Below are 19,426 nucleotides of genomic sequence, written 5' to 3' on the forward strand. Positions count from 1 at the left end.
CGATGAAACCGAGCAAGGGCTTTACCCTCATCGAACTGCTGGTGGTGATGGCGATCATCGCCACCCTGATGACCATCGCCATGCCGCGCTACTTCAACAGCCTGGAGGCCTCCCGCGAGGCCACCCTGCGCCAGAGCCTGGCGGTGCTGCGCGAGGCCCTGGACCACTACTACGGCGACACCGGGCACTACCCCGATTCCCTCGATCAGCTGGTGGAGCAGCGCTACCTGCGCAACACACCGGTCGACCCGATCACCGAGCGCCGCGATGCCTGGCAGCTGGTGCCGCCGCCCGAGGGCGTGGCTGGCGGGGTGGCCGACATCAAGAGTGGAGCCAGCGGGAGGGCGCGTGATGGCAGCCTCTATGCCGAATGGTGAAACCGGCTTCACCTACCTGGGCGTGCTGCTGCTGATCGCCGTCAGCAGCGTGGCCCTGGCGGCCACCGGCACCCTGTGGGCCACCAGCGTGCAGCGTGAGCGTGAACGCCAGCTGCTGTGGGTGGGCGGCCAGTATGCCCAGGCCCTGCGCAGCTACTACCGCGCCTCGCCGGGCCTGGCCCAGTACCCGCAGGACCTGGGTGAGCTGGTGGAGGACAACCGTTTTCCATCGCCGCAGCGCCACCTGCGCAGGCTCTACCCGGACCCGGTCGGCGGCGGCGAGGCGTGGGGCCTGCTGCGCGCGGTCGATGGCCGTATCACCGGGGTGTACAGCCGCTCCGAGACCGCGCCGCTCAAGCGCAGTGGCTTCGACGCCCAGTGGAGCGCTTTCGAAGGGCTGGAACACTACAGCGACTGGCAGTTCGTCGCCGAGCAGGCCTTTGCCGAGAGTGCCGGCGGCGCCCGTCAACACGCAGGCCCGGGAGAGGCGCCATGAAACGCCTGGCCACGTTGCTGTGCCTGTGCCTGGCCCTGCTGCAGGGTCAGGCCCGGGCGGGTGCCGAGGACGAGATGATGGGTTTCATCGTCGACAACACCATCTCGCACATCGGCCACGACTTCTATCACGCCTTCAGCGACCGGCTGCGCGCCACCAGCCGGCTCGACTTCAACCTGGTGGTGCGCGAACGCCCGGATGCCCGCTGGGGCAGCCTGGTGACGGTGGAATACGAGCGCGAGGTGCTGTACCGGCGTTTCCTGCCGCCCAACACCACGCAACTCAACGACGAGGCCATCGCGGCCGCCGACCTGGTCAGGCAACAGATCATCCAGCGCAAGCTGCAACGACTGCTGCAGGACACAACCGATCTGGAGAGGGACGAGCTATGAGCACCCATCTTGCACGACGCATCGCCGCCTGCCTGCTGGCTGCCGGCCTCGGTGGCCAGGCCCTGGCCACCGAGTTGGTGTACACCCCGGTCAACCCGTCCTTCGGCGGCAACCCGATCAATGGCACCTGGCTGCTGAACAACGCCCAGGCGCAGAACGACTACGACGATCCCGACCTCAAGGACCGCAGCTCGGCATTCGCCGGCACCTCGGCCCTGGAGCGCTTCAGCAACCAGCTCGAGTCGCGCCTGCTCGGGCAGCTGCTGGACAACATCAGCAACGGCAACACCGGCAGCATGTCCACCGACGCCTTCCTGATCGACGTCATCGACGACTCGGGGGCGCTGAGCATCAAGGTCACCGACCGGGCCACCGGGGAAGTCTCGATCATCGAGGTCAGCGGCCTGAACCCCTGAGAGGGACGGGTCTTTACTGGGGAGAGAACGCCATGAAACGCCTGCTGAGCACACTGCTGGTCCTCGCCGCCCTGGGTAGCCTGCCAGGCTGCGGCCTGCGCGAGCCGATGCCCGCCGAACAGGACCCCGAGACCCCGACGCTGACGCCGCGGGCCTCGACCTACTACGACCTGGTCAACATGCCTCGGCCGCGCGGGCGGCTGATGGCGGTGGTGTACGGTTTCCGCGACCAGACCGGGCAATACAAGCCGACCCCGGCCAGTTCGTTTTCCACCAGCGTCACCCAGGGGGCGGCGAGCATGCTGATGGACGCGCTCAACGCCAGCGGCTGGTTCGTGGTGCTGGAGCGCGAGGGCCTGCAGAACCTGCTGACCGAGCGCAAGATCATCCGCGCCTCGCAGAAGAAGCCCGACGTCGCGGAAAACATCCAGGGCGAGCTGCCGCCGCTGCAGGCGGCCAACCTGATGCTCGAGGGCGGCATCATCGCCTACGACACCAATGTGCGCAGCGGCGGTGAGGGCGCCCGCTACCTGGGCATCGGCCTGTCCCGCGAGTACCGGGTCGACCAGGTCACGGTCAACCTGCGGGCGGTGGACGTGCGCACCGGCCAGGTGCTGGCCAACGTGATGACCAGCAAGACCATCTACTCGGTCGGGCAGAACGCCGGGGTGTTCAAGTTCATCGAGTTCAAGAAGCTGCTCGAAGCCGAGGTGGGCTACACCACCAACGAACCGGCGCAGCTGTGCGTGCTGTCGGCCATCGAAGCCGCGGTGGGCCACCTGCTGGCCCAGGGGATCGAGCGGCGGTTGTGGCAGGTGGCGGGGGATGGGGCGGGGGACAAGGCGGTGCTGGACAAGTACCTGAGTCAGTATCAGCAGCCGTAAGTCGAGGTTACGCGCTTGCCTGTAGGAGCGGCCTTGCGCCGCGAAAGGGCCGCACAGCGGCCCCGGGATTTGCGCGCTAATGCAAAGATCGGCGGGGCTGCTTTGCAGCCCTTTCGCGGCACAAGGCCGCTCCTATAGGGGAAGTGCATTGCGGGGGGATCCTGGGTCCGGCCTCTTATCGTAGCGTTGCCGAGCTTGAACTATCGCCGGCATGTTCGACTCCGCCCAATGCGCCAGATGTTCCACCGTGCCGCCCAGTGTCGCGCCCAGTTCGGTCAGGGCGTATTCGACGGTGGGCGGCACGGTCGGATGCACTTGGCGTTCCACCAGGCCATCGCGCTCGAGCCTCTTCAGGGTCTGCGACAGCACCTTTTGCGAGACCCCGGCGATATCCCGGCGCAGCTGGTTGAAGCGCACCCGCTCGCCGGCGCTGAGGCGGTCGATGAGCAGCAGCACCCATTTGTCGGCCAGCCGATCGAGCACCAGGCGTGCCGGGCAGTTCGGGGCAAAGACGTCGTAGGCCGGGCATTCGCGGTAGTGGGCCATGGGTTACTCCAAGGTAATCAGGTGAGTGAAAAGTGCCTTCTTGAGCGCTTGCTCGGGGCTGGTTAGGCTGTTGTCCATGGTTCGCGGCCGCGCCATGCCCCCTTGTAAACGCACTGAAGGAAATCAGGATGAACACCGAAACCAAGGCTTCGGCGCTGCGTGCCGCCCGCTGGATCTCCACGTTGCTGCTGACTGCGGCGGCCAATCTGGGCAACGCCAGCGAGCTGGTGACGCCGGTCACGCTGGTGGTCGATCAGAGCCTGCCCGCGGCCCAGGCGCAGCAGCAGATCCTCGCCGCCCGCCGCTACGACACCTTCTGGAACACCGGCGACGAGGCCATGGCCCGCGCCGCGCTGGCCGCCGACTTTCGCGACAACACTCTGCCGCCGGGGCGGCCACAGGGCGTCGAAGGGCCGCTGAAGGCTTCCCGGGCATTCCGCGCGGCGGTGCCGGACCTGCGCTGCGAGGTGCTGCAGATGATCGTCGCCGGCGACCGGGTCACCGCGGCGCTGCGCTTTACCGGCCATTTCACCGGCACACTGGGCGAGCACCGGGGCCAGGGTCAGGCCATCGACTTCATCGCCATGGACATCTATCGCATCGCCGATGGCCGCATCGCCGAGGACTGGCATCTGGAGGACAACCTGGCGTTCATGCGCCAGGCGGGCCTGGTGGGGCTGTAGGAGCGGCCTTGTGCCGCGAAAGGGCCGCGAAGCGGCCCAGCAATATCTGCCTTGAGGCTGAGATCCCGGGGCTGCTGCGCAGCCCTTTCGCGGCACAAGGCCGCTCCTACAGGTTGGGCCTGGCCTGCGATCAGCTGAACACCCGCGGCGGATTGACCGGCGCATCGCCCTGGGCCAGGGTCCAGCGGGCGATGTCGTCCTTGCGCATGAACGCCACCCCGGCATGGCTGCGGGCATAGGCGAAGAACTGGTCCAGCGCCCGTACCACGGTGGGCGTGCCGCCGATGCGGTCATGGGCCGACAGTGACATCAGCCGGCGGCGCTGGCGGCCTTCGGCGTACAGCACGTCGAACTCGTCCTTGAGCTCCTGCAGCAAGGCCGCGCCAGTCATCGCCGTGGACCCGGCGATGCGGCCGATGTCGTTGTTGCGCAGGGTGTAGGGCACCACGGCGAACGGCTTGCCGCGCACCGGGGTGATCGACGGCTCGTCGCGAGCCAGGTCGTCGATGTGGTAGAGGAAACCCAGGTCCTGGAGGATATTCAGGGTCTCGCGGGAGTGGCGCATCCAGAACGCGTTGAAACCCAGCGGACGTTGCCCGGTGACGCGCTCGATGATGGCGCTGGCCTGCTGGTACTGGCGGCGCTCCTCGGCGGGCGTCAGGCTGTACTGGGGCGCCCAGTGCAGGCCGTGACCGGCGGCTTCGTGACCACGCCGGACCACCTCGGCCGCCAGCTCCGGGTAGGCTTGCACGGCCTTGCCGACCATGTGCGAAGTAACCTTGATGCCGTGCCGGTCGAACAGCGCGAGCAGGCGCGGCACGCCTTCCAGCGGGCCGTAGCGGTACCAGCTGGGGGCGATGGTGTCGGGGTAGCGTGGGTCCAGGGGCGGGAAGGGGCTTTCGGCATGCTCCGGCTGCCCACCCGATTCGAACTGCAACGACACCGATATCACCAGTTGCGCGCCGTTGGGCCAGAACGCCTTGCCATCGCCGCTACCTGGCGTCGCCTCGCTGGTGCTGCCTGGCTCGCTCGCCAGTGCCGCGCCCGCCGCCACGGCGATGCCGCCGGCAAGGGTGCCTTTCATGAAGTCTCTTCTGCTGGTCATCGGTTCGCTCCTGAGTGCGTGGGTTTCGATGCCGGGCAGTGTAATTAGCGAGAAAATCGCTAATAATCAGCCGAAAGACAAAATCATATTTCGGAAAAGTCGAAAGCCATGCTGGATCAACTGGCGTTGTTCCTCACCATCATCGAAAAGGGCAGCCTGTCGGCGGCGGGCCGTGAGCGCGGGTTGTCACCGGCCACGGTGTCCGAGCGCCTGTCGGCGCTGGAGGCGCATTACGGGGTGACACTGCTGACCCGCAGCACCCGCTCGCTCAGCCTGACCGACGCCGGTCGGCTGCTGGCCGACGGCGCCCGGCGCTTGCTGGCCGAGGCCGACGAGCTGCAGAGTCAGCTGCGCCACGGCCAGCAGAAGATCTCCGGGCTGGTGCGCCTGAGCGCCCCGGTGGACCTCGGCCAGCACTGCATCGCGCCGCTGCTCGACCGCTTCCTTGCCGAACACCCCGAAGTGTCGATCGACCTGGACCTGACCGATGGCTACGTCGACCTTGTCGGGCAGGGCATCGACTTCGCCGTCCGCTACGGCACATTGGCCGACAGCTCCCTGCGCGCCCGGCCCCTGGGCGACAACCGCCGGGTGGTGTGCGCCGCGCCCGATTACCTGGGCCGGCACGGCACACCACTGCACCCGGACGACCTGGCGCGGCACGACTGCATCGTCATGCGCTTCGGCATCCACACCGAGCGGGTCTGGCCGTTTCGCCTGGGCTCGGCGGCCTATCCGGTCAGCGTGCGCGGCCGGCGGGTCGCCAACAACGGCGAGCAGGTGCGGCGCTGGGCCCTGGCCGGGCATGGCCTGTGCCTGAAGTCGCTGCGCGATGTACGCGATGACCTGGACAGTGGCAGGCTGGTGGAGGTGCTGGGAGACTTCAGCGCCGGGCAGGTGGCGCTGCAGATCGTCTATCCGCCGACCCGGGTGCAGCCGAGGCGGGTGCGGGCGCTGATGGAGGCGATCGTGGCGGAGCTTGGGGCGGGGTATTTGTAGGAGCGGCCTCGTGCCGCGAAAGGGCCGCAGAGCGGCCCCCGGATGTCAGCGTTGACGCAAAGATCGCCGGGGCCGCTACGCGGCCCTTTCCGGCCGGTCCGACGCCTCGGCAAGGCCGCTCCTACAGTAGATGGACAGTGGCCTGGCTGAACTATAGTGATGAGCGGCCAGTGCGTGACGACAAGGGACTTTGATGGCAGCAGCCAGGAAACACACTGATGACAGCGTCTTCGCGGTGACCGGCGAGGGCCGCGCCGTGTCGTTGTTCCGCCTGGTGCTGGGTTTCATGGCGGTGGTGATGCTGGCGTTCGTGCTGATCGAGGGCTGGCGGATCTGGCGCGAGTACCGCCAGGCGTTCAGCGACGCCGAGAACGCGGTCACCAACCTGGCCAGGGCCACCGCCCAGCACGCCGAGGACGCTATCCGCCAGGTGGACGCGATCACCGCCGTCCTGGCCGAGCGCCTGGAAGGCGATGGCTTCGCCCATGTCGATCGACCGCGCCTGCACGCCCTGCTCAAGCAACAGGTGCAGATCATGCCGCAGTTGCACGGCCTGTTCGTCTACGGCGCCGATGGCAGCTGGATCGTCACCGACAAGGACGCCGTGCCACCGGGTGCCAACAACGCCGACCGCGACTATTTCATCTACCACCAGACCCACGCCGGTCACCAGGTGCGTATCGGCTCGGTGGTGCGCAGCCGTTCCACGGGCGACCTGATCATCCCCATCTCGCGGCGCCTGGACCTGCCCGATGGCCGCTTCGCCGGGGTGCTGCTGGGCACCATCAAGGTCGACTGGTTCGTGCGTTACTACGGTGATTTCAAGATCGATGAACGTGGCGCCCTGGTGCTGGCCAAACGCGACGGTACCATCCTCGTGCGCCGGCCGTTCGTCGAGCAGGTCATTGGCCGCAGCCTGGCGGGCAGCGAGATCTTCCGTCTTTACCTGCCCTACGCCAGCGAAGGCGTGACCGAAGCGGTGGCGGTGGTTGATGGCACCACCCGGTTGTATGCGTTCCGTGCGCTGTCCAGCTACCCGCTGGTGGTACAGGCGGGCTTGTCCCGCGAGTCGATCGTCGGGCCCTGGCGGCATGACATGATCAAGTCACTGGCCGTGCTGGTCCTGCTGCTGGTCGGCCTGGCCGGCTTCGGCTGGATCGTCCTGCGCCAGTTGCGCGAGCGCATCGCCATCGAGCGCGCACTGCACCAGGCCCACCAGACCCTAAAGGCGCTGGCCCTGAGCGACAGCCTGACCGGTTTGGGCAACCGCCGACGCCTGGACGCGGTGTTCGAGCCGGAGATCCGCCGGGCGCGGCGCCAGGGTCGGCCGCTGGCCCTGGTGATGCTCGACCTGGACTACTTCAAGGCCTACAACGACCGCTACGGCCACCCGGCGGGCGACCAGTGCCTGCGGCGTTTCGCCGAGCTGCTGCGCCAGGCGCTCAAGCGCCCGGGGGACCTGGCGGTGCGCTATGGCGGCGAGGAGTTCACCCTGTTGTTGCCCGATACCGATGGCCAGGGCGCCAGCCAGATCGTCCAGGAGATCCTCCAGCTGTTGCGCCGGCTGGCCATCGAGCATGCCGGCAGCCCGCTGGGACACGTCTCGGCCAGTGCCGGTATTGCGGTGGGCGCGCCGACGCTGGAGACGGTGACCCCGGAGAACCTGATGGCGGCTGCGGATGCGGCGCTTTATGAAGCCAAGCGCCAGGGGCGGGATCGCTATTGCCTGGCGGCCAGCGTGGCGCAGCATCCGGCGCATTGAGGCCGCAAGGTCCAGCCTTTTCCAGGGGTTGAGAGTGGCGTCCGGCTTGGAGTTGCTGGGGCTGCCTTGCAGCCCTTTCGCGGCACAAGGCCGCTCCTACAGGCGATTGCGTCCCCCTGTAGGAGCGGCCTTGTGCCGCGAAAGGGTCGCAGAGCGACCCCGGCAATCTTGAATCGGAGCGTTGATATCCAAAAGGGGCTGGCCACAAGGCCTGCTCACTCCACCTCTACCAACACCCCATCACGGCCAAGCCGATAACGCTGCAGGTCCCGGGCCAGGGTCAGGTGCCCGTTGTAGTGCGCCTGCGCCTCTTCGCGGACTTCATCGATGGAGCCACCACGCCCGCCGCCCGACTGGTAGCGAGCACTGAAATGCGTCAGCACCAGGTTCCTCACGCCCGCCGTTTCGGCGAAGCGCGCCACTGCGGCGGCGGTGCTGTGGCCGAAGGTCGCCTGGGCACGCTCGACCACCGGCTGGGTGAAGGTCGCCTCATGGACCAGCACATCCACGTTCGCCGCCAGCGTGCTCAACAGCTCCGGGCGGTCGTTGTCGCCGCAGACGATGATCCGCTGCGCCGGGCGCGTCGGTTGCAGGTAGGCCTGCGGGTCGAGCTGGCGTCCCTCGTGCTCGACAGTCCTGCCACGGGCCAGTTGCCCCCACAACGGCCCGGCGGGGATGCCGTCGGCCTGCAGGCGCTGGGTGTCCAGCCGTGGCTCTGGGTCACGCTCCTCGAATACGAAACCGTAGGACGGCACCCGATGCGACAGCTCGACCACGCCGATCTGCACATTGCCATGTTCCAGCCCGGTGAAGGTCTCGACCGGCTGCATCTGCAATTCGAAGGGCAGGTAGGTGTCGCTGACCGCCAGGCTCTGGCGCACCCAGGCCTGAAGCTCGGCCGGCAGCACCAGCTGTAAGGGTTCCTTGCGCCCCGACATGCCGGCGCTGGCCAGCAGCCCCGGCAAGCCGAAGCAGTGGTCGCCGTGCACATGGGTGATGAGGATGGCGCGCAGGTCGCGCACCGACAGCGGGCTGTGCAGCAACTGGTGTTGGGTACCTTCGCCGCAATCGACCAGGTACCAGCCGGTGCCTGAGGATTCGATGACCGCGGTCGCACTGACGTTGCGGGCCTTGGTGGGCACACCGGAAGAGGTGCCCAGAAACTGCAGGTCCATTGCCTGACTCCTTGATTCGATGTTGTTGCGACCCCGCAGGACGGGGCGCGCGGAGGCTAGCATGGCACTGTCGCAGGGGCCAGTGTGCTCCCAACATCGAGCTTACGCGCTACCAGGCCGGACTAGTAGACACCGCCCTGGGCGCTGGCAGCGGCCCCTCCCTTGAACTTGCCCGCCAACGTCTGCAAGCCGCGCATCAGCACCGTGGTGTCGACCCCGACCGCGACGAACGCCGCGCCCAGCTCGATGTAACGGCGCGCCAGCGCCTCGTCGGCGCTGAGGATCCCCGCCGCCTTGCCGGCACGGCCGATGCGCACGATGGCGTCGTCGATGGCCGCCTGCACTTCGGGATGCCCCGGGTTGCCCCGGTGGCCCATGGCGGCGCTGAGGTCGGCGGGGCCGATGAACACGCCATCGACACCTTCGACGGCGCAGATCGCGTCGAGGTTGGCCAGGCCTTCGCGGTTCTCCACCTGCACCAGCAGGCACATCTGTTCGTCGGCCTGGTCCAGGTAGTCGGGCAGGCTGTTCCAGCGTGACGCGCGTGCCAGCGCGCTGCCAACGCCGCGCACGCCGTGGGGCGGGTAGCGCATCGCCCGTACCAGCTGACGTGCCTGCTCGGCGCTTTCGACCATGGGCACCAGCAGGGTCTGCGCGCCGATATCCAGCAATTGCTTGATCAGCGCGGTGTCGCCGATCACCGGGCGCACGATGGGTTGGGCCGGGTAGGGCGCCACCGCCTGCAACTGGCCGAGCAGGCTGCGCAGGTCGTTGGGCGCGTGCTCGCCGTCGAGCAGCAGCCAGTCGAAGCCGGCATTGGCCGCCAGCTCCGCGCAGTACGGGTCGGCCAGGCCGAGCCACAGGCCGATCTGCGCCTGGCCTGCACGCAGGCGTTGTTTGAAGGTGTTGATGGGCATGTCCATGGGCGGTCCTCGTTGAGCGTGTGGGGTCGCAGGTACACTGTGGGAGCGGGTTCACCCGCGAATGCGATGGTGATGCTGATGCTGCTTTCGCGGGTGAACCCGCTCCCACAGGAATCTCTGCTGTCTGGGCAGGCGTCAGACGAATCGACAGGCGATCGAACCGAGTTGATCGTAGTCGACGTGGAAGGTGTCGCCAGGACGGGCGGCCACCGGGCGGGTGAACGAGCCGCCGAGAATGATCTGGCCGGCTTCGAGGCCCACGTCGTATGGCGCCAGCTTGTTGGCCAGCCAGGCCACGCCCTTGGCCGGGTGGTTGAGCACCGCCGCCGACACGCCGGACTCCTCGATCACGCCGTTGCGGTACAGCACCGCCGGCACCTTGCGCAGGTCGACGTCGCCCGGGCGCACGGCGCGACCGCCCATGACCACGCCGGCGTTGGCAGCGTTGTCGGAGATGGTGTCGAACACCTTGCGGGTGGCACCGCTGAGCGGGTCGACCTGCTGGATGCGCGCATCGATGATCTCCAGGGCCGGAATCACCCACTCGGTGGCGTCGAGCACGTCGAACAGGGTCACGTTCGGCCCCTTGAGCGGCTTGCCGAGGATGAACGCCAGCTCCACCTCGACCCGGGGCACGATAAAGCGCTCGAAGGGAATGTCGCTGCCTTCGTCGAACAGCATGTCGTCGAGCAGTGCGCCATAGTCCGGCTCGGTAATGTTCGAGGAGACCTGCATGGCCCGGGAAGTCAGGCCGATCTTGTGGCCGACCAGCTTGCGGCCGTCCTTGATCTTCTGCGCCACCCAGGCACGCTGGATGGCGTAGGCGTCCTCGATGCTGATCGAGGGGTGTTCCAGGGAGAACTGGCCGACTTGTTCGCGGGTGCGTTCGGCCTGGTCGAGGCGGGCGGCGGCTTGCTGGATGATGCGGGCGTCGAGCATGGAGACCTCAGGGCTGACGGGTGAACAGGGGATGCAGGCTGCTGTGCTTGGCGTCGTACACCTGCGCCTGGCTTTCATCGATCTGCAGGGTCAGCCCGACCGGGCGACGTTCCAGCAGCGCGTCCAACTGCCGACGCAGCACCGCCAGCAGCCCATCGCCGACCTGCTGGTGCACTGTGGCGCTGCGACCGCTGCCCATGCGCAGGTTGGCGTAGACGAAGCCGTAGTCGCCACGACCATCGGCGATCGCCGCGTGGGCGGCCGGGTAGGCCAGCACGCGGGTGCCGCCGGTGGGGAACACCTGGCGATCATGTTCGTCGCGCTGGGCGAGCATGCAGTCGGCCAGGGCGCGGCACAGGCCGGGCATATCGGCGTCGGCTTCGATGTCCGGGCTGTAGAGCAGGACCAGATGAGGCATGACGGTACTCCTTACAGGCGGCTGGTGGCGGTGACGCCGGCCGGGTTCGAGGCCTGGGCGGCGGGGATCGCGCTGCCGTCCTGCGGGGTGACCGGGAAGATCGCGTTGATCTGGCCGGTGCCGGAGGAGCCGAAGTACGGCGTCACCACCTCGGCCTTGGCGTCGTACTGGGACCAGCCCAGGGCGCCGAGCAGCATGGCGGTGTCGTGCATGAAGCCTTCGCCGTGGCCCTTGACTGCGTACTCGGGCAGCATCGCGCAGAAGTCGGCCCAGTCGCCGTCCTGCCACATGCGCACCACGCGGTGGTCGAGGGTCTCCAGGAACGGGCTCCAGACCTTGGTGGCAAAGTCCGGGGCCTGGCCGTTCTGGGCGAAGCGGTGCGACAGCGAGCCACTGGCGAGGAAGGCCACGGTGCCGTCGTAGTGGTCCTCGACCGCCTTGCGCATGGCCCAGCCCAGGCGCGCGCTGTCATTGAGGTAGTGCGAGGTGCACAGGGCCGAGACCGAGATCACCTTGAAGTGGCGGTCGGCGTTCATGTAGCGCATCGGCACCAGGGTGCCGTACTCCGGGGCCAGGGTGGTGGCGTCGTGGGCCATGGTCTCCACGCCCAGGCGGTTGCATTCCTCGGCAAGGATCCGCCCCAGCTCGGGGTTGCCGGGGAAGCCGTAGTCCATGTTGGCGATGAAGTGGGGCAGTTCGTTGCTGGTGTACAGGCCTTCGAAATGCGCGGCGCAGTTGATGTGGTAGTTGGCGTTGACCAGCCAGTGGGTGTCGAACACGACGATGGTGTCCACGCCCAGTTCACGGCAGCGCCGGCCGATCTCGTGGTGGCCGTCGATGGCCGCCTGGCGAAAGCCCTGGCGCGGGCCGGGCAGTTCGGACAGGTACATCGAGGGAACATGGGTGATCTTGGCGGCGAGAGCGAGTTTGCCCATGGTATGTCTCCTGTTGAAGGTTGTTGTTCTTGGTGTCCATGGCGAGGGCTGCGCCCTCGATTCGCGGGTAAACCCGCTCCCACAGGTTCAGCGCTGTTCCTGTGGGAGCGGGTTTACCCGCGAAGGGCTGCAAGGCAGCCCCGGCGATTGGAAGCGTTACACTCCCCAGCGCGGAATGTGATGGCTACCCATGGATATACACACGTTCTTGATCTCGGCGAAGACCTCGAAGCTGTATTGCCCACCTTCGCGCCCGGTACCCGAGCCTTTCACCCCACCGAACGGCTGGCGCAGGTCGCGCACGTTCTGGCTGTTGATGAACACCATGCCCGCTTCGATGCCACGGGCCAGGCGGTGGGCCTTGCCGATGTCCTGGGTCCAGATGTACGACGCCAGGCCGTATTCGGTGTCGTTGGCCAGTTGCAGCGCCTCGGCCTCGTCCTTGAACGGGATCAGGCAGACCACCGGGCCGAAGATCTCTTCCTGGGCGATGCGCATCGAGTTGTTCACGTCGGCGAACACCGTCGGCTGGATGAACTGCCCCTTGGCCAGGTGCGCCGGCAGCCCGGCCGGACGCTCCAGGCCGCCGGCCACCAAGCGTGCGCCTTCCTCGAGGCCGATGCGGATGTAGCCGGTGACCTTGTCGTAGTGCTGCTGGGTGATCATCGAGCCGACCTGGGTCTGCGGATCGGTCGGGTCGCCGACGATCAGGCGCCTGGCGCGGGCGGCGAACTCGGCGACGAACTGCGGGTATACGCTCTCCTGGATGAAGATCCGGCTGCCGGCGGTGCAGCGCTCGCCGTTGAGCGAGAAAATGGTGAACAGCGCGGCGTCCAGGGCACGGTCCAGGTCGGCGTCTTCGAAGATCAGCACCGGCGACTTGCCGCCCAGCTCCATCGAGTACTTCTTCAGGCCCGCCGTCTGCATGATCTTGCGGCCGGTGGCGGTGCCGCCGGTGAAGGAGATGGCGCGCACGTCCGGGTGGCGCACCAGGGCATCGCCGGCGGTGGCGCCGTAGCCCTGGATCACATTGAGTACGCCATTGGGGATGCCAGCCTCGACCGCCAGGCGGCCCAGCTCGTTGGCGGTCAGCGGCGACAGTTCGCTCATCTTCAGCACCGCGGTGTTGCCCAGGGCCAGGCATGGCGCGGTCTTCCAGGTGGCGGTCATGAACGGCACGTTCCAGGGCGACACCAGCCCGCACACGCCCACCGGCTGGTAGAGGGTGTAGTTGAGCATCTGGTCGTCCACCGGGTAGGTGTGGCCGTCCATGCGCGTGCACACCTCGGCGAAGAAGTCGAAGTTGTGCGAGGCGCGGGGAATCAGCACGTTGCGCGTCTGGTGGATCGGCAGGCCGGTGTCCAGGGTCTCCAGTTCGGCCAGCTGCGGCACGTTCTGCTCGATCAGCTCACCCAGGCGGCGCATCAGCCGGGCGCGCTCCTTGGCCGGCGTGTTGGCCCATTTGGGGAAGGCTTGCTTGGCCGCGGCCACGGCCTGGGCGACTTCCTCGGCGCCGCCGCTGGCGACTTCGCCGATGGCTTCGCCGGTGGCCGGGTTGTAGTTGATGAAGGTGTCGCGGCTCTCGACTTCGCGGCCGTTGATCCAGTGCTTGATCATGCTGTTGCCTCGTGTTTTTTGCGGGCGAAGAACTCGGCTTCGCTGACGATTCGGTTGACCAGGCGACCAACGCCTTCTACTTCCACCACCACCTCGTCGCCCGGTACCACGTCGGCCAGGCCTTCCGGGGTGCCGGTGGCGATCATGTCGCCGGGCTGCAGGGTCATGAAGCTGGAGAAGTATTCGATCAGGTAGGGGATGTCGAAGATCATGTCGGCGGTGCTGCCTTGCTGTTTCAGCTCGCCGTTGATCCAGGTGCGCAGCGTCAGCTTCGATGGATCCGGCACGTCGGCGACGTCGACGATCCACGGGCCCACCGGGGTGGTGGCGTCACGGTTTTTCACCCGCAGGTTGGGGCGGTAGTAGTTCTCCAGGTAGTCGCGGATGGCGTAGTCGTTGCACACCGTGTAGCCGGCCAGGTAGTCGAGGGCGTCCTCGCGCCTGACGTTGCGCGCCGGCTTGCCGATCACCGCCACCAGTTCGCACTCGTAGTGCATGTACTTGACGTTGTCCGGGCGCCAGGTGACCTGGTCGTGCCCGGTGTAGGTGCCCGGCGACTTGATGAACGCCAGCGGTTCGGTGGGCGGGGTGAAGGCCAGCTCGGCGGCGTGGTCGGCGTAGTTCAGGCCCAGGGCGAACATGTTGCCGGTGGCCGGTGGCAGCCAGGTGACCTGGTCGACATGGACCAGGCGGCCATCGGCCAGGCGCAGTTGCTGCTCGTCCTCGACGGTGACCTGATGGACCTGGCCGTCGAACTGGATACGGGCGTGCTTCATGGGGCGAGTCCTTGTTCGGCGACGATGGGGTTGGTCAGCTGGCCAAGGCCGTCGATCTCGACCGTCACCCGGTCGCCGGGCAGCACATCGACGCGGCCTTCGGGGGTGCCGGTGATCAGCACGTCGCCGGCATGCAGGGTCATGAACTCGCTGATCTCGGCGATCAGCCGGGCCACGCCGCGCACGCAGTTGGCGGTGTTGTTGTGCTGGCGCAGCTCGCCGTTGACCCACAGGCGGATGCCCAGCGCGTCGGGGTTGCCGACCTGCGCGGCCGGCACCAGCTGCGGGCCGATGGCGCAGAAGCCGTCGCGGCACTTGGCCTTGACCGCCGGGCGGTAGTAGCTGTCCTCGGGCAGGCTGAACTCGTTGACGATGGTGTAGCCGGCCACATGCGCGAGGGCGTCGTCGACGCTGACGCGGCTGGCGTCCTTGCCGATCACCACGCCCAACGCGGGGCCGGGTTGCAGGCGCTCGACTGCCGATGGGTAGGTCACCGGTCGGGCATGCTCGTTGCGGGTGTTCGGGGTCTTGATGAACAGCACCGGTTTGACCGGCGGCTGCAGGTACGGCGCTTCATGGAAGGATGCCAGATGCTGCTGCAGCAGGCCCTGGTAGTTCAGGGCGACGCCGAACAAGCTGCCGTTGGCGACCTCGTGCAAGGCACGGCTCATGCTTTTCTCCTGCGGTGATTGAGGCGACCAGGGGCGCCTCGTGGTGTTTTTGTTAATGTGTTAACGTTATATTTAATATGTTAACGATCGTCAAGGCGTCTACCGCTGGCCGGTGGTGCTACGATGGTTTCCCCGGCGCGTTTCACCGCTGCGAGAACAACAATGAAAGAACGACAGCCGATTCCCAACATCAACATCGGTCAGGTGTACGACCAGCGCTATAGCGACAGCGAGGTGCACTACGACCGCCTGGGCAACCTGGCCGGATTCTTCGGCCGCAACATGCCGGTGCACCGCCACGACCGCTTCTTCCAGGTGCACTACGTGAAGACCGGCAGCGTGCGGGTGTACCTGGACGAGCAGCGCTACCACGAGTCCGGGCCGATGTTCTTCCTCACCCCGCCGACCATTCCCCATGCCTTCGTCACCGAGGCCGACGCCGACGGCCATGTGCTGACCGTGCGCCAGCAACTGGTCTGGCAACTGCTGCAGGCCGAGCCTGGGCTGGCGCTGGGGCCGCGGCTGCAACCGGCGTGCGTTGCCCTGGGTCACCTGCAGGGGGCGGCGGCCGGCGAGGTGCGGCGCCTGGAGCAACTGTTCGACCTGCTTGGCGACGAAATCGGCCATGGCCAGGCCGGGCAGGGCACCGCCGTGCAGGACCTGGCGCGCCTGGTGATGATCAGCCTGCTGCGCCTGGGCGCCAATTCGCTGGAGGCCACACCTGCGCGGCACGAGGACCTGCAGCTGTTTCATCGATTCAATGAGCTGATCGAGCGCCACTACCTCGACCACTGGACGCTGCCGGCCTACGCGGCGGCGCTGGGCGTCACCGAGGCGCGGCTGAACGATGTGTGCCGGCGCATGGCCGACCTGCCGTCCAAGCGCCTGGTGTTCGAACGGCTGATGCAGGAGGCGCGCCGATTGCTGCTGTACACCGGCGGTTCGGCCAACGAGATCTGCTATCGGCTGGGGTTCAAGGATCCGGCGTATTTCAGCCGCTTCTTCCAGCGCCATGCGCAGATGACGCCGGGGGAGTATCGCCAGCGCCAGGCGGGATTGCGTTGACATGGGGCGATCAGCTCCGGGCTACAGGCTTCAACTGATCGTGCAACGAAGGCGGCGCCTGGAAAATAGGCGTTTGCCGGGAGCGCTGGTACTTTTCACAGGGGCTGGACAGCACGGGTGAAAATGGTTTTCACTTTATTAATATCTTAATAAAACCAGCCGTTTATCCTGATGACCACTCCTAGACCTTCCCTGACGTTGACCCTGTTGCAGGCCCGCGAAGCGACCATGGCGTTCTTCCGCCCGGCCCTCAATGCCCATGACCTGACCGAGCAGCAGTGGCGGGTGATCCGCATCCTGCGCCAGCAGGGCGAGCTGGAAAGCCACCAGCTGGCGGACCTGGCCTGCATCCTCAAACCGAGCATGAGCGGCGTGCTCAAGCGCCTGGAGCGCGACGGCCTGGTGGGCCGGCGCAAGTCGCCGGAGGACCAGCGGCGGATCTTCATCAGCCTGACCGTGCGCGGGCAGCAGGCGTTCCTGGCCATGAGCGAGGAGATGGAGCGCAATTACCAGGAGATCCAGCGCCAGTTCGGCGAGGACAAGCTGGAGCAGTTGATGGGGTTGTTGAACGAGTTGAAGAAGGTCAGGCCCTGATGCCGTGCGCAATCCCTGTAGGAGCGGCCTTGTGCCGCGAAAGGGCTGCGTAGCAGCCCCGTCGATTAATGCGTCAACGCTGAAATCCTGGGGCCGCTACGCGCCCCTTTCGCGGCGCAAGGCCACTCCTACAGGGGTTGCGCACAGATACAGAGAATCATCGAGAATCTTCAGCAACGAAGCCGCCCGCCGCGCATACACCGCCGGGTTCGCATACAGCAGCTCCACATGCAGGCTGTCGATGATCCCCAGGTACGCATCGCCATACAGCTCAAGCTTGTTGCCATCGCTGCGAGCCCAGGCGTGGCGCTCGCGCAGCGCTTGGCAGAAGCCCAGGCGGATCCGCTCCAGGTAGGCCTCGAAGCCGCCGGTGACGATCGCACGGATCGGTGCCGGCGGCAGGAACGCCGTGCGCAGCACGAAGCGCAGGTTGGCCGAGGCGGCGTAGCGCTCGGCCAGGTGCAGCGGGTGCCAGTGCCCCGGCGCCTCGCGGCCCGCCGCCTCATGGCCGAATCCGGCCTCGACGTAGGCGGTCTCGTCCGCCAGCGCCCGTTCGAAGGCGCGCACGAACAACGCGTCCTTGTTGGCGAAGTGGGCATAGAGCGAGGCCTTGCGCATGCCGGCCAGGACGGCGATCTCGTTCAGCGACGAGCCGTCGTAGCCGTGTTCGGCAAAATGCTCGACAGCATGGTCGCAGATGCGCGCGGCGGAAGGGGTCAGGGCTTTCAAGGCGGTCACTCCGGATTGGCGCTGGGGTAGGGCGAGGCGCTGATTGTCTTTGCCACGGCGGCGCGGGTCAAACCGACGATGACCAGGGCAGCGGCCGCCAGCAGCCAGGCCCAGGCCAGCGGCCCCAGCGTTGCCAGGTGCCCGGCCAACGGTGTGGCACTGGACGAGATCACCAGTTGCAGGGCGCCGAGCAACGCTGCGGTGGAGCCGACGTCACGTTGTTGCGACGACATCGCCAGGGCCATCAAGGTGGCCTCGCAAATGCCTAAGCCGAACAGCGCCAGTACCACGCCCGCCAGCAGCAGCACCAGGTCCGCGTCGCTCAGCCCGGCAAGTACCGTCAGCAGCGCGCCGCCGCCCATGCACAGCGCGCCCCACCAGGCCACGCGAGCCACGCCGTGGCGCGTTACCCAGTAGCCGGACAGCGCCGCGCCGAGCAGGATGGCCACGCCACAGCCCCCGAACAGCAGGCCGAAGTGGGCGCTGGAGAGACCGAAATGCTGCTGGTACACGTAGGCGGAACCGGCGATGTAGGCGAACAGGAAGAAGAACACCGCCGACAACGCCAGGGCAGGGCGCAGGAACGCGCCGTCGGCGGCGATGCGCGCATAGGTGCGCCATACACTGGTCGGCGCCAGGCGTACCCGCTGCGCCACAGGCAATGTCTCGTCGAGCGTCAGCATCGAGTTGAGCAGGGTCAGCAGGCCCAGACCGGCCAGCACCAGCATGATCGCCCGCCAGCCGTAGGCCGCGTCGATCACCCCGCCCAGCGCCGGGGCGAGGATCGGCGCCAGGCCTTCGATGGTCATCAGCAGGGCGAAGATCTGCGCCGCCCGCGCGCCGTCGGCGCTGTCGCGCACCATGCTCATGATCACCACCAGCGTCAGCGCGCTGGCCAGGCCCTGGACCAGGCGTGCCAGCAGCAATGTGTCCAGCGATGGCGCGGCGGCGGCGCCGAGGGAGGCCAGACAGAACACCATCAGGCCCGCGAGCAATGGACGACGACGACCCAGGGCATCCACCACGGGGCCGAACAGCAGCTGGCCGGCGCCCATCGCCAGCAGGAACACGGTCAGGGTCAGCTGCACCTGGGTATAGCCGGTGGCGAAGTCGCGGGCCATTTCCGGCAGGCTGGCCAGGTACATGTCGATGGCCGAAGGGCCGAGGGCGCCGATCAGGGCGAGGGAGGCGGCGAAGCGCAGGTTGGAAGCAGGCATGACTGGAAAATCCGTTGGCAAAATAAACCTACCGACCGGTAGGTTGTGCGAATTATGCCAGAGTGCGTGAAGGGGTCAACCATGGCAGCGTCCGCTTGCGTCCCAGATACAGGGCATCGGCATGTTTAGCGCCACCGGTCCGATCACCCCGGAATAATCCGAATCCCTCCTTATCGCTGCACTCCCAACTCTGTACGGCATGCAGCCGTGCATCCCCCAGCCACATGAGGTTTTGCAACCATGGCCAATAAAGACAGCAACATGACCGGTCGCCAGGACAGCAACAAGACCGGCAGCCAGGGTGGATCGAAGAACCCGGGCAACTTCGCCAATGACCGCGAGAAGGCATCCGAAGCCGGCCGCAAGGGCGGTCAGAGCAGTGGCGACAACCGCCAGACCGAGTCCGGCCGCAAGGGTGGCCGCTCGTAAGTGAAGGGCACGCGGTGCCGGGTTCGCCTGGTACCGCGCATATCCCGACTTGGATCGGCCGAAAACATCGAGTAAACCTTTGACATGCTGTGCAGTCATTCCTTGTATGAGCCCCTACATGCGGGCCAAGGAGGTGGCTGATGAAACTCGTCTGCCTGTTGCGTGGCTGCCAATGGCGCAGCCTGCTGGTCCGGGAAATCGCCGGGCTTGACTGCCAGTGCTGCGAGCGCTGCGGCGCGTTGCGCTACAGCCAGCCCGGCCAACCGTTCGACGCGTAG

24 protein-coding genes are annotated in these 19,426 nt (G+C 67.0%); 12 read left to right on the top strand and 12 right to left on the bottom strand.

Features of this window, described 5'->3' with window-relative positions:
- Positions 1 to 2: 2 nt before the first annotated feature.
- From PRtIB026_RS15345 to PRtIB026_RS15365, 5 genes are read left to right on the top strand one after another with little or no spacing between them, the layout of a single operon-like run.
- The gene (locus PRtIB026_RS15345) at positions 3 to 377 is read left to right on the top strand and encodes a type II secretion system protein (RefSeq protein ID WP_096050074.1); all 375 of its coding nucleotides are present in this window, start codon (positions 3 to 5) and stop codon (positions 375 to 377) included.
- On the top strand, positions 352 to 873 hold the full coding sequence (locus tag PRtIB026_RS15350; RefSeq protein WP_203646721.1) for a type II secretion system protein: 522 nt from the start codon (positions 352 to 354) through the stop codon (positions 871 to 873). Before PRtIB026_RS15345 ends, PRtIB026_RS15350 begins: the two co-directional genes overlap by 26 nt.
- Complete coding sequence (gene csgE / locus PRtIB026_RS15355) at positions 870 to 1,265, top strand: curli production assembly/transport protein CsgE (protein WP_203646718.1); 396 nt, start codon at positions 870 to 872, stop codon at positions 1,263 to 1,265. Before PRtIB026_RS15350 ends, csgE begins: the two co-directional genes overlap by 4 nt.
- Entirely contained in the window at positions 1,262 to 1,681 is a 420-nt protein-coding gene (locus PRtIB026_RS15360) for a curli assembly protein CsgF (protein ID WP_050705917.1), read from the top strand. The genes csgE and PRtIB026_RS15360 overlap by 4 nt, the downstream gene beginning before the upstream one ends.
- Before the next feature lie 32 nt (positions 1,682 to 1,713).
- Positions 1,714 to 2,565, top strand: coding sequence for a CsgG/HfaB family protein (locus PRtIB026_RS15365; protein WP_186735546.1), 852 nt, complete (start codon positions 1,714 to 1,716; stop codon positions 2,563 to 2,565).
- A gap of 132 nt (positions 2,566 to 2,697) precedes the next feature.
- Here the strand turns inward: PRtIB026_RS15365 and PRtIB026_RS15370 are convergent, their stop codons facing one another.
- On the bottom strand, positions 2,698 to 3,111 hold the full coding sequence (locus PRtIB026_RS15370; RefSeq protein WP_267812437.1) for a winged helix-turn-helix transcriptional regulator: 414 nt from the start codon (positions 3,109 to 3,111) through the stop codon (positions 2,698 to 2,700).
- Positions 3,112 to 3,239: 128 nt separating this feature from the next.
- Between PRtIB026_RS15370 and PRtIB026_RS15375 the strand changes: the two genes are divergently transcribed.
- A complete protein-coding gene (locus PRtIB026_RS15375; protein WP_203646716.1) occupies positions 3,240 to 3,794 on the top strand; it encodes an ester cyclase in 555 nt (184 codons plus the stop codon).
- A gap of 130 nt (positions 3,795 to 3,924) precedes the next feature.
- Here the strand turns inward: PRtIB026_RS15375 and PRtIB026_RS15380 are convergent, their stop codons facing one another.
- Positions 3,925 to 4,899 (bottom strand): polysaccharide deacetylase family protein, encoded by a 975-nt coding sequence (locus tag PRtIB026_RS15380; RefSeq protein ID WP_203646714.1) that lies wholly within the window; start codon positions 4,897 to 4,899, stop codon positions 3,925 to 3,927.
- Between the two features lie 108 nt (positions 4,900 to 5,007).
- Between PRtIB026_RS15380 and PRtIB026_RS15385 the strand changes: the two genes are divergently transcribed.
- Together PRtIB026_RS15385 and PRtIB026_RS15390 are read left to right on the top strand one after the other, a co-directional pair.
- A complete protein-coding gene (locus tag PRtIB026_RS15385; protein ID WP_203646712.1) occupies positions 5,008 to 5,898 on the top strand; it encodes a LysR family transcriptional regulator in 891 nt (296 codons plus the stop codon).
- Positions 5,899 to 6,091: 193 nt separating this feature from the next.
- Positions 6,092 to 7,660, top strand: coding sequence for a sensor domain-containing diguanylate cyclase (locus tag PRtIB026_RS15390; RefSeq protein ID WP_203646710.1), 1,569 nt, complete (start codon positions 6,092 to 6,094; stop codon positions 7,658 to 7,660).
- A 215-nt stretch (positions 7,661 to 7,875) separates the two neighbouring features.
- On the opposite strand, the gene PRtIB026_RS15395 is transcribed toward PRtIB026_RS15390, so the two are convergent.
- The 8 genes from PRtIB026_RS15395 to PRtIB026_RS15430 form a co-directional block, all read right to left on the bottom strand.
- Positions 7,876 to 8,835: a ribonuclease Z gene (locus PRtIB026_RS15395; protein WP_267812440.1), complete on the bottom strand. Its 960-nt coding sequence runs from the start codon at positions 8,833 to 8,835 to the stop codon at positions 7,876 to 7,878.
- A gap of 122 nt (positions 8,836 to 8,957) precedes the next feature.
- Entirely contained in the window at positions 8,958 to 9,758 is an 801-nt protein-coding gene (hpaI, locus tag PRtIB026_RS15400) for a 4-hydroxy-2-oxoheptanedioate aldolase (protein ID WP_203646708.1), read from the bottom strand.
- 135 nt (positions 9,759 to 9,893) lie between these two features.
- Entirely contained in the window at positions 9,894 to 10,697 is an 804-nt protein-coding gene (gene hpaH / locus PRtIB026_RS15405) for a 2-oxo-hept-4-ene-1,7-dioate hydratase (protein ID WP_203646706.1), read from the bottom strand.
- A 7-nt stretch (positions 10,698 to 10,704) separates the two neighbouring features.
- Positions 10,705 to 11,115: a 5-carboxymethyl-2-hydroxymuconate isomerase gene (locus tag PRtIB026_RS15410; protein WP_203646704.1), complete on the bottom strand. Its 411-nt coding sequence runs from the start codon at positions 11,113 to 11,115 to the stop codon at positions 10,705 to 10,707.
- An 11-nt stretch (positions 11,116 to 11,126) separates the two neighbouring features.
- On the bottom strand, positions 11,127 to 12,050 hold the full coding sequence (hpaD, locus tag PRtIB026_RS15415; protein WP_203646703.1) for a 3,4-dihydroxyphenylacetate 2,3-dioxygenase: 924 nt from the start codon (positions 12,048 to 12,050) through the stop codon (positions 11,127 to 11,129).
- 156 nt (positions 12,051 to 12,206) lie between these two features.
- Entirely contained in the window at positions 12,207 to 13,667 is a 1,461-nt protein-coding gene (hpaE, locus tag PRtIB026_RS15420) for a 5-carboxymethyl-2-hydroxymuconate semialdehyde dehydrogenase (protein WP_203646701.1), read from the bottom strand.
- The gene (locus tag PRtIB026_RS15425; protein WP_203646698.1) at positions 13,664 to 14,443 is read right to left on the bottom strand and encodes a fumarylacetoacetate hydrolase family protein; all 780 of its coding nucleotides are present in this window, start codon (positions 14,441 to 14,443) and stop codon (positions 13,664 to 13,666) included. The genes hpaE and PRtIB026_RS15425 overlap by 4 nt, the downstream gene beginning before the upstream one ends.
- Positions 14,440 to 15,114: a fumarylacetoacetate hydrolase family protein gene (locus PRtIB026_RS15430; protein WP_203646689.1), complete on the bottom strand. Its 675-nt coding sequence runs from the start codon at positions 15,112 to 15,114 to the stop codon at positions 14,440 to 14,442. The genes PRtIB026_RS15425 and PRtIB026_RS15430 overlap by 4 nt, the downstream gene beginning before the upstream one ends.
- A gap of 162 nt (positions 15,115 to 15,276) precedes the next feature.
- On the opposite strand from PRtIB026_RS15430, the gene hpaA reads away from it, so the two are divergent.
- The gene (hpaA, locus tag PRtIB026_RS15435) at positions 15,277 to 16,179 is read left to right on the top strand and encodes a 4-hydroxyphenylacetate catabolism regulatory protein HpaA (protein ID WP_028688922.1); all 903 of its coding nucleotides are present in this window, start codon (positions 15,277 to 15,279) and stop codon (positions 16,177 to 16,179) included.
- A 171-nt stretch (positions 16,180 to 16,350) separates the two neighbouring features.
- Entirely contained in the window at positions 16,351 to 16,773 is a 423-nt protein-coding gene (gene hpaR / locus PRtIB026_RS15440) for a homoprotocatechuate degradation operon regulator HpaR (protein WP_203646685.1), read from the top strand.
- 96 nt (positions 16,774 to 16,869) lie between these two features.
- On the opposite strand, the gene PRtIB026_RS15445 is transcribed toward hpaR, so the two are convergent.
- Together PRtIB026_RS15445 and PRtIB026_RS15450 are read right to left on the bottom strand one after the other, a co-directional pair.
- Positions 16,870 to 17,502 carry a TetR/AcrR family transcriptional regulator gene (locus PRtIB026_RS15445; protein WP_203646684.1) on the bottom strand — a complete coding sequence of 211 codons (633 nt, stop codon included), beginning with the start codon at positions 17,500 to 17,502 and terminating at the stop codon, positions 16,870 to 16,872.
- A 5-nt stretch (positions 17,503 to 17,507) separates the two neighbouring features.
- Complete coding sequence (locus tag PRtIB026_RS15450) at positions 17,508 to 18,719, bottom strand: multidrug effflux MFS transporter (protein ID WP_203646682.1); 1,212 nt, start codon at positions 18,717 to 18,719, stop codon at positions 17,508 to 17,510.
- Positions 18,720 to 18,959: 240 nt separating this feature from the next.
- Here PRtIB026_RS15450 and PRtIB026_RS15455 point away from each other — a divergent pair, with 240 nt between their 5' ends.
- Both PRtIB026_RS15455 and PRtIB026_RS15460 read left to right on the top strand, forming a co-directional pair.
- Entirely contained in the window at positions 18,960 to 19,148 is a 189-nt protein-coding gene (locus tag PRtIB026_RS15455; protein ID WP_203646680.1) for a general stress protein, read from the top strand.
- 140 nt (positions 19,149 to 19,288) lie between these two features.
- On the top strand, positions 19,289 to 19,426 hold the full coding sequence (locus PRtIB026_RS15460; protein ID WP_203646679.1) for a PSPA7_2676 family Cys-rich small protein: 138 nt from the start codon (positions 19,289 to 19,291) through the stop codon (positions 19,424 to 19,426).

The sequence above is a fragment of the Pseudomonas sp. RtIB026 genome, from assembly GCF_016861355.2.
Lineage (GTDB): Bacteria > Pseudomonadota > Gammaproteobacteria > Pseudomonadales > Pseudomonadaceae > Aquipseudomonas > Aquipseudomonas peradeniyensis.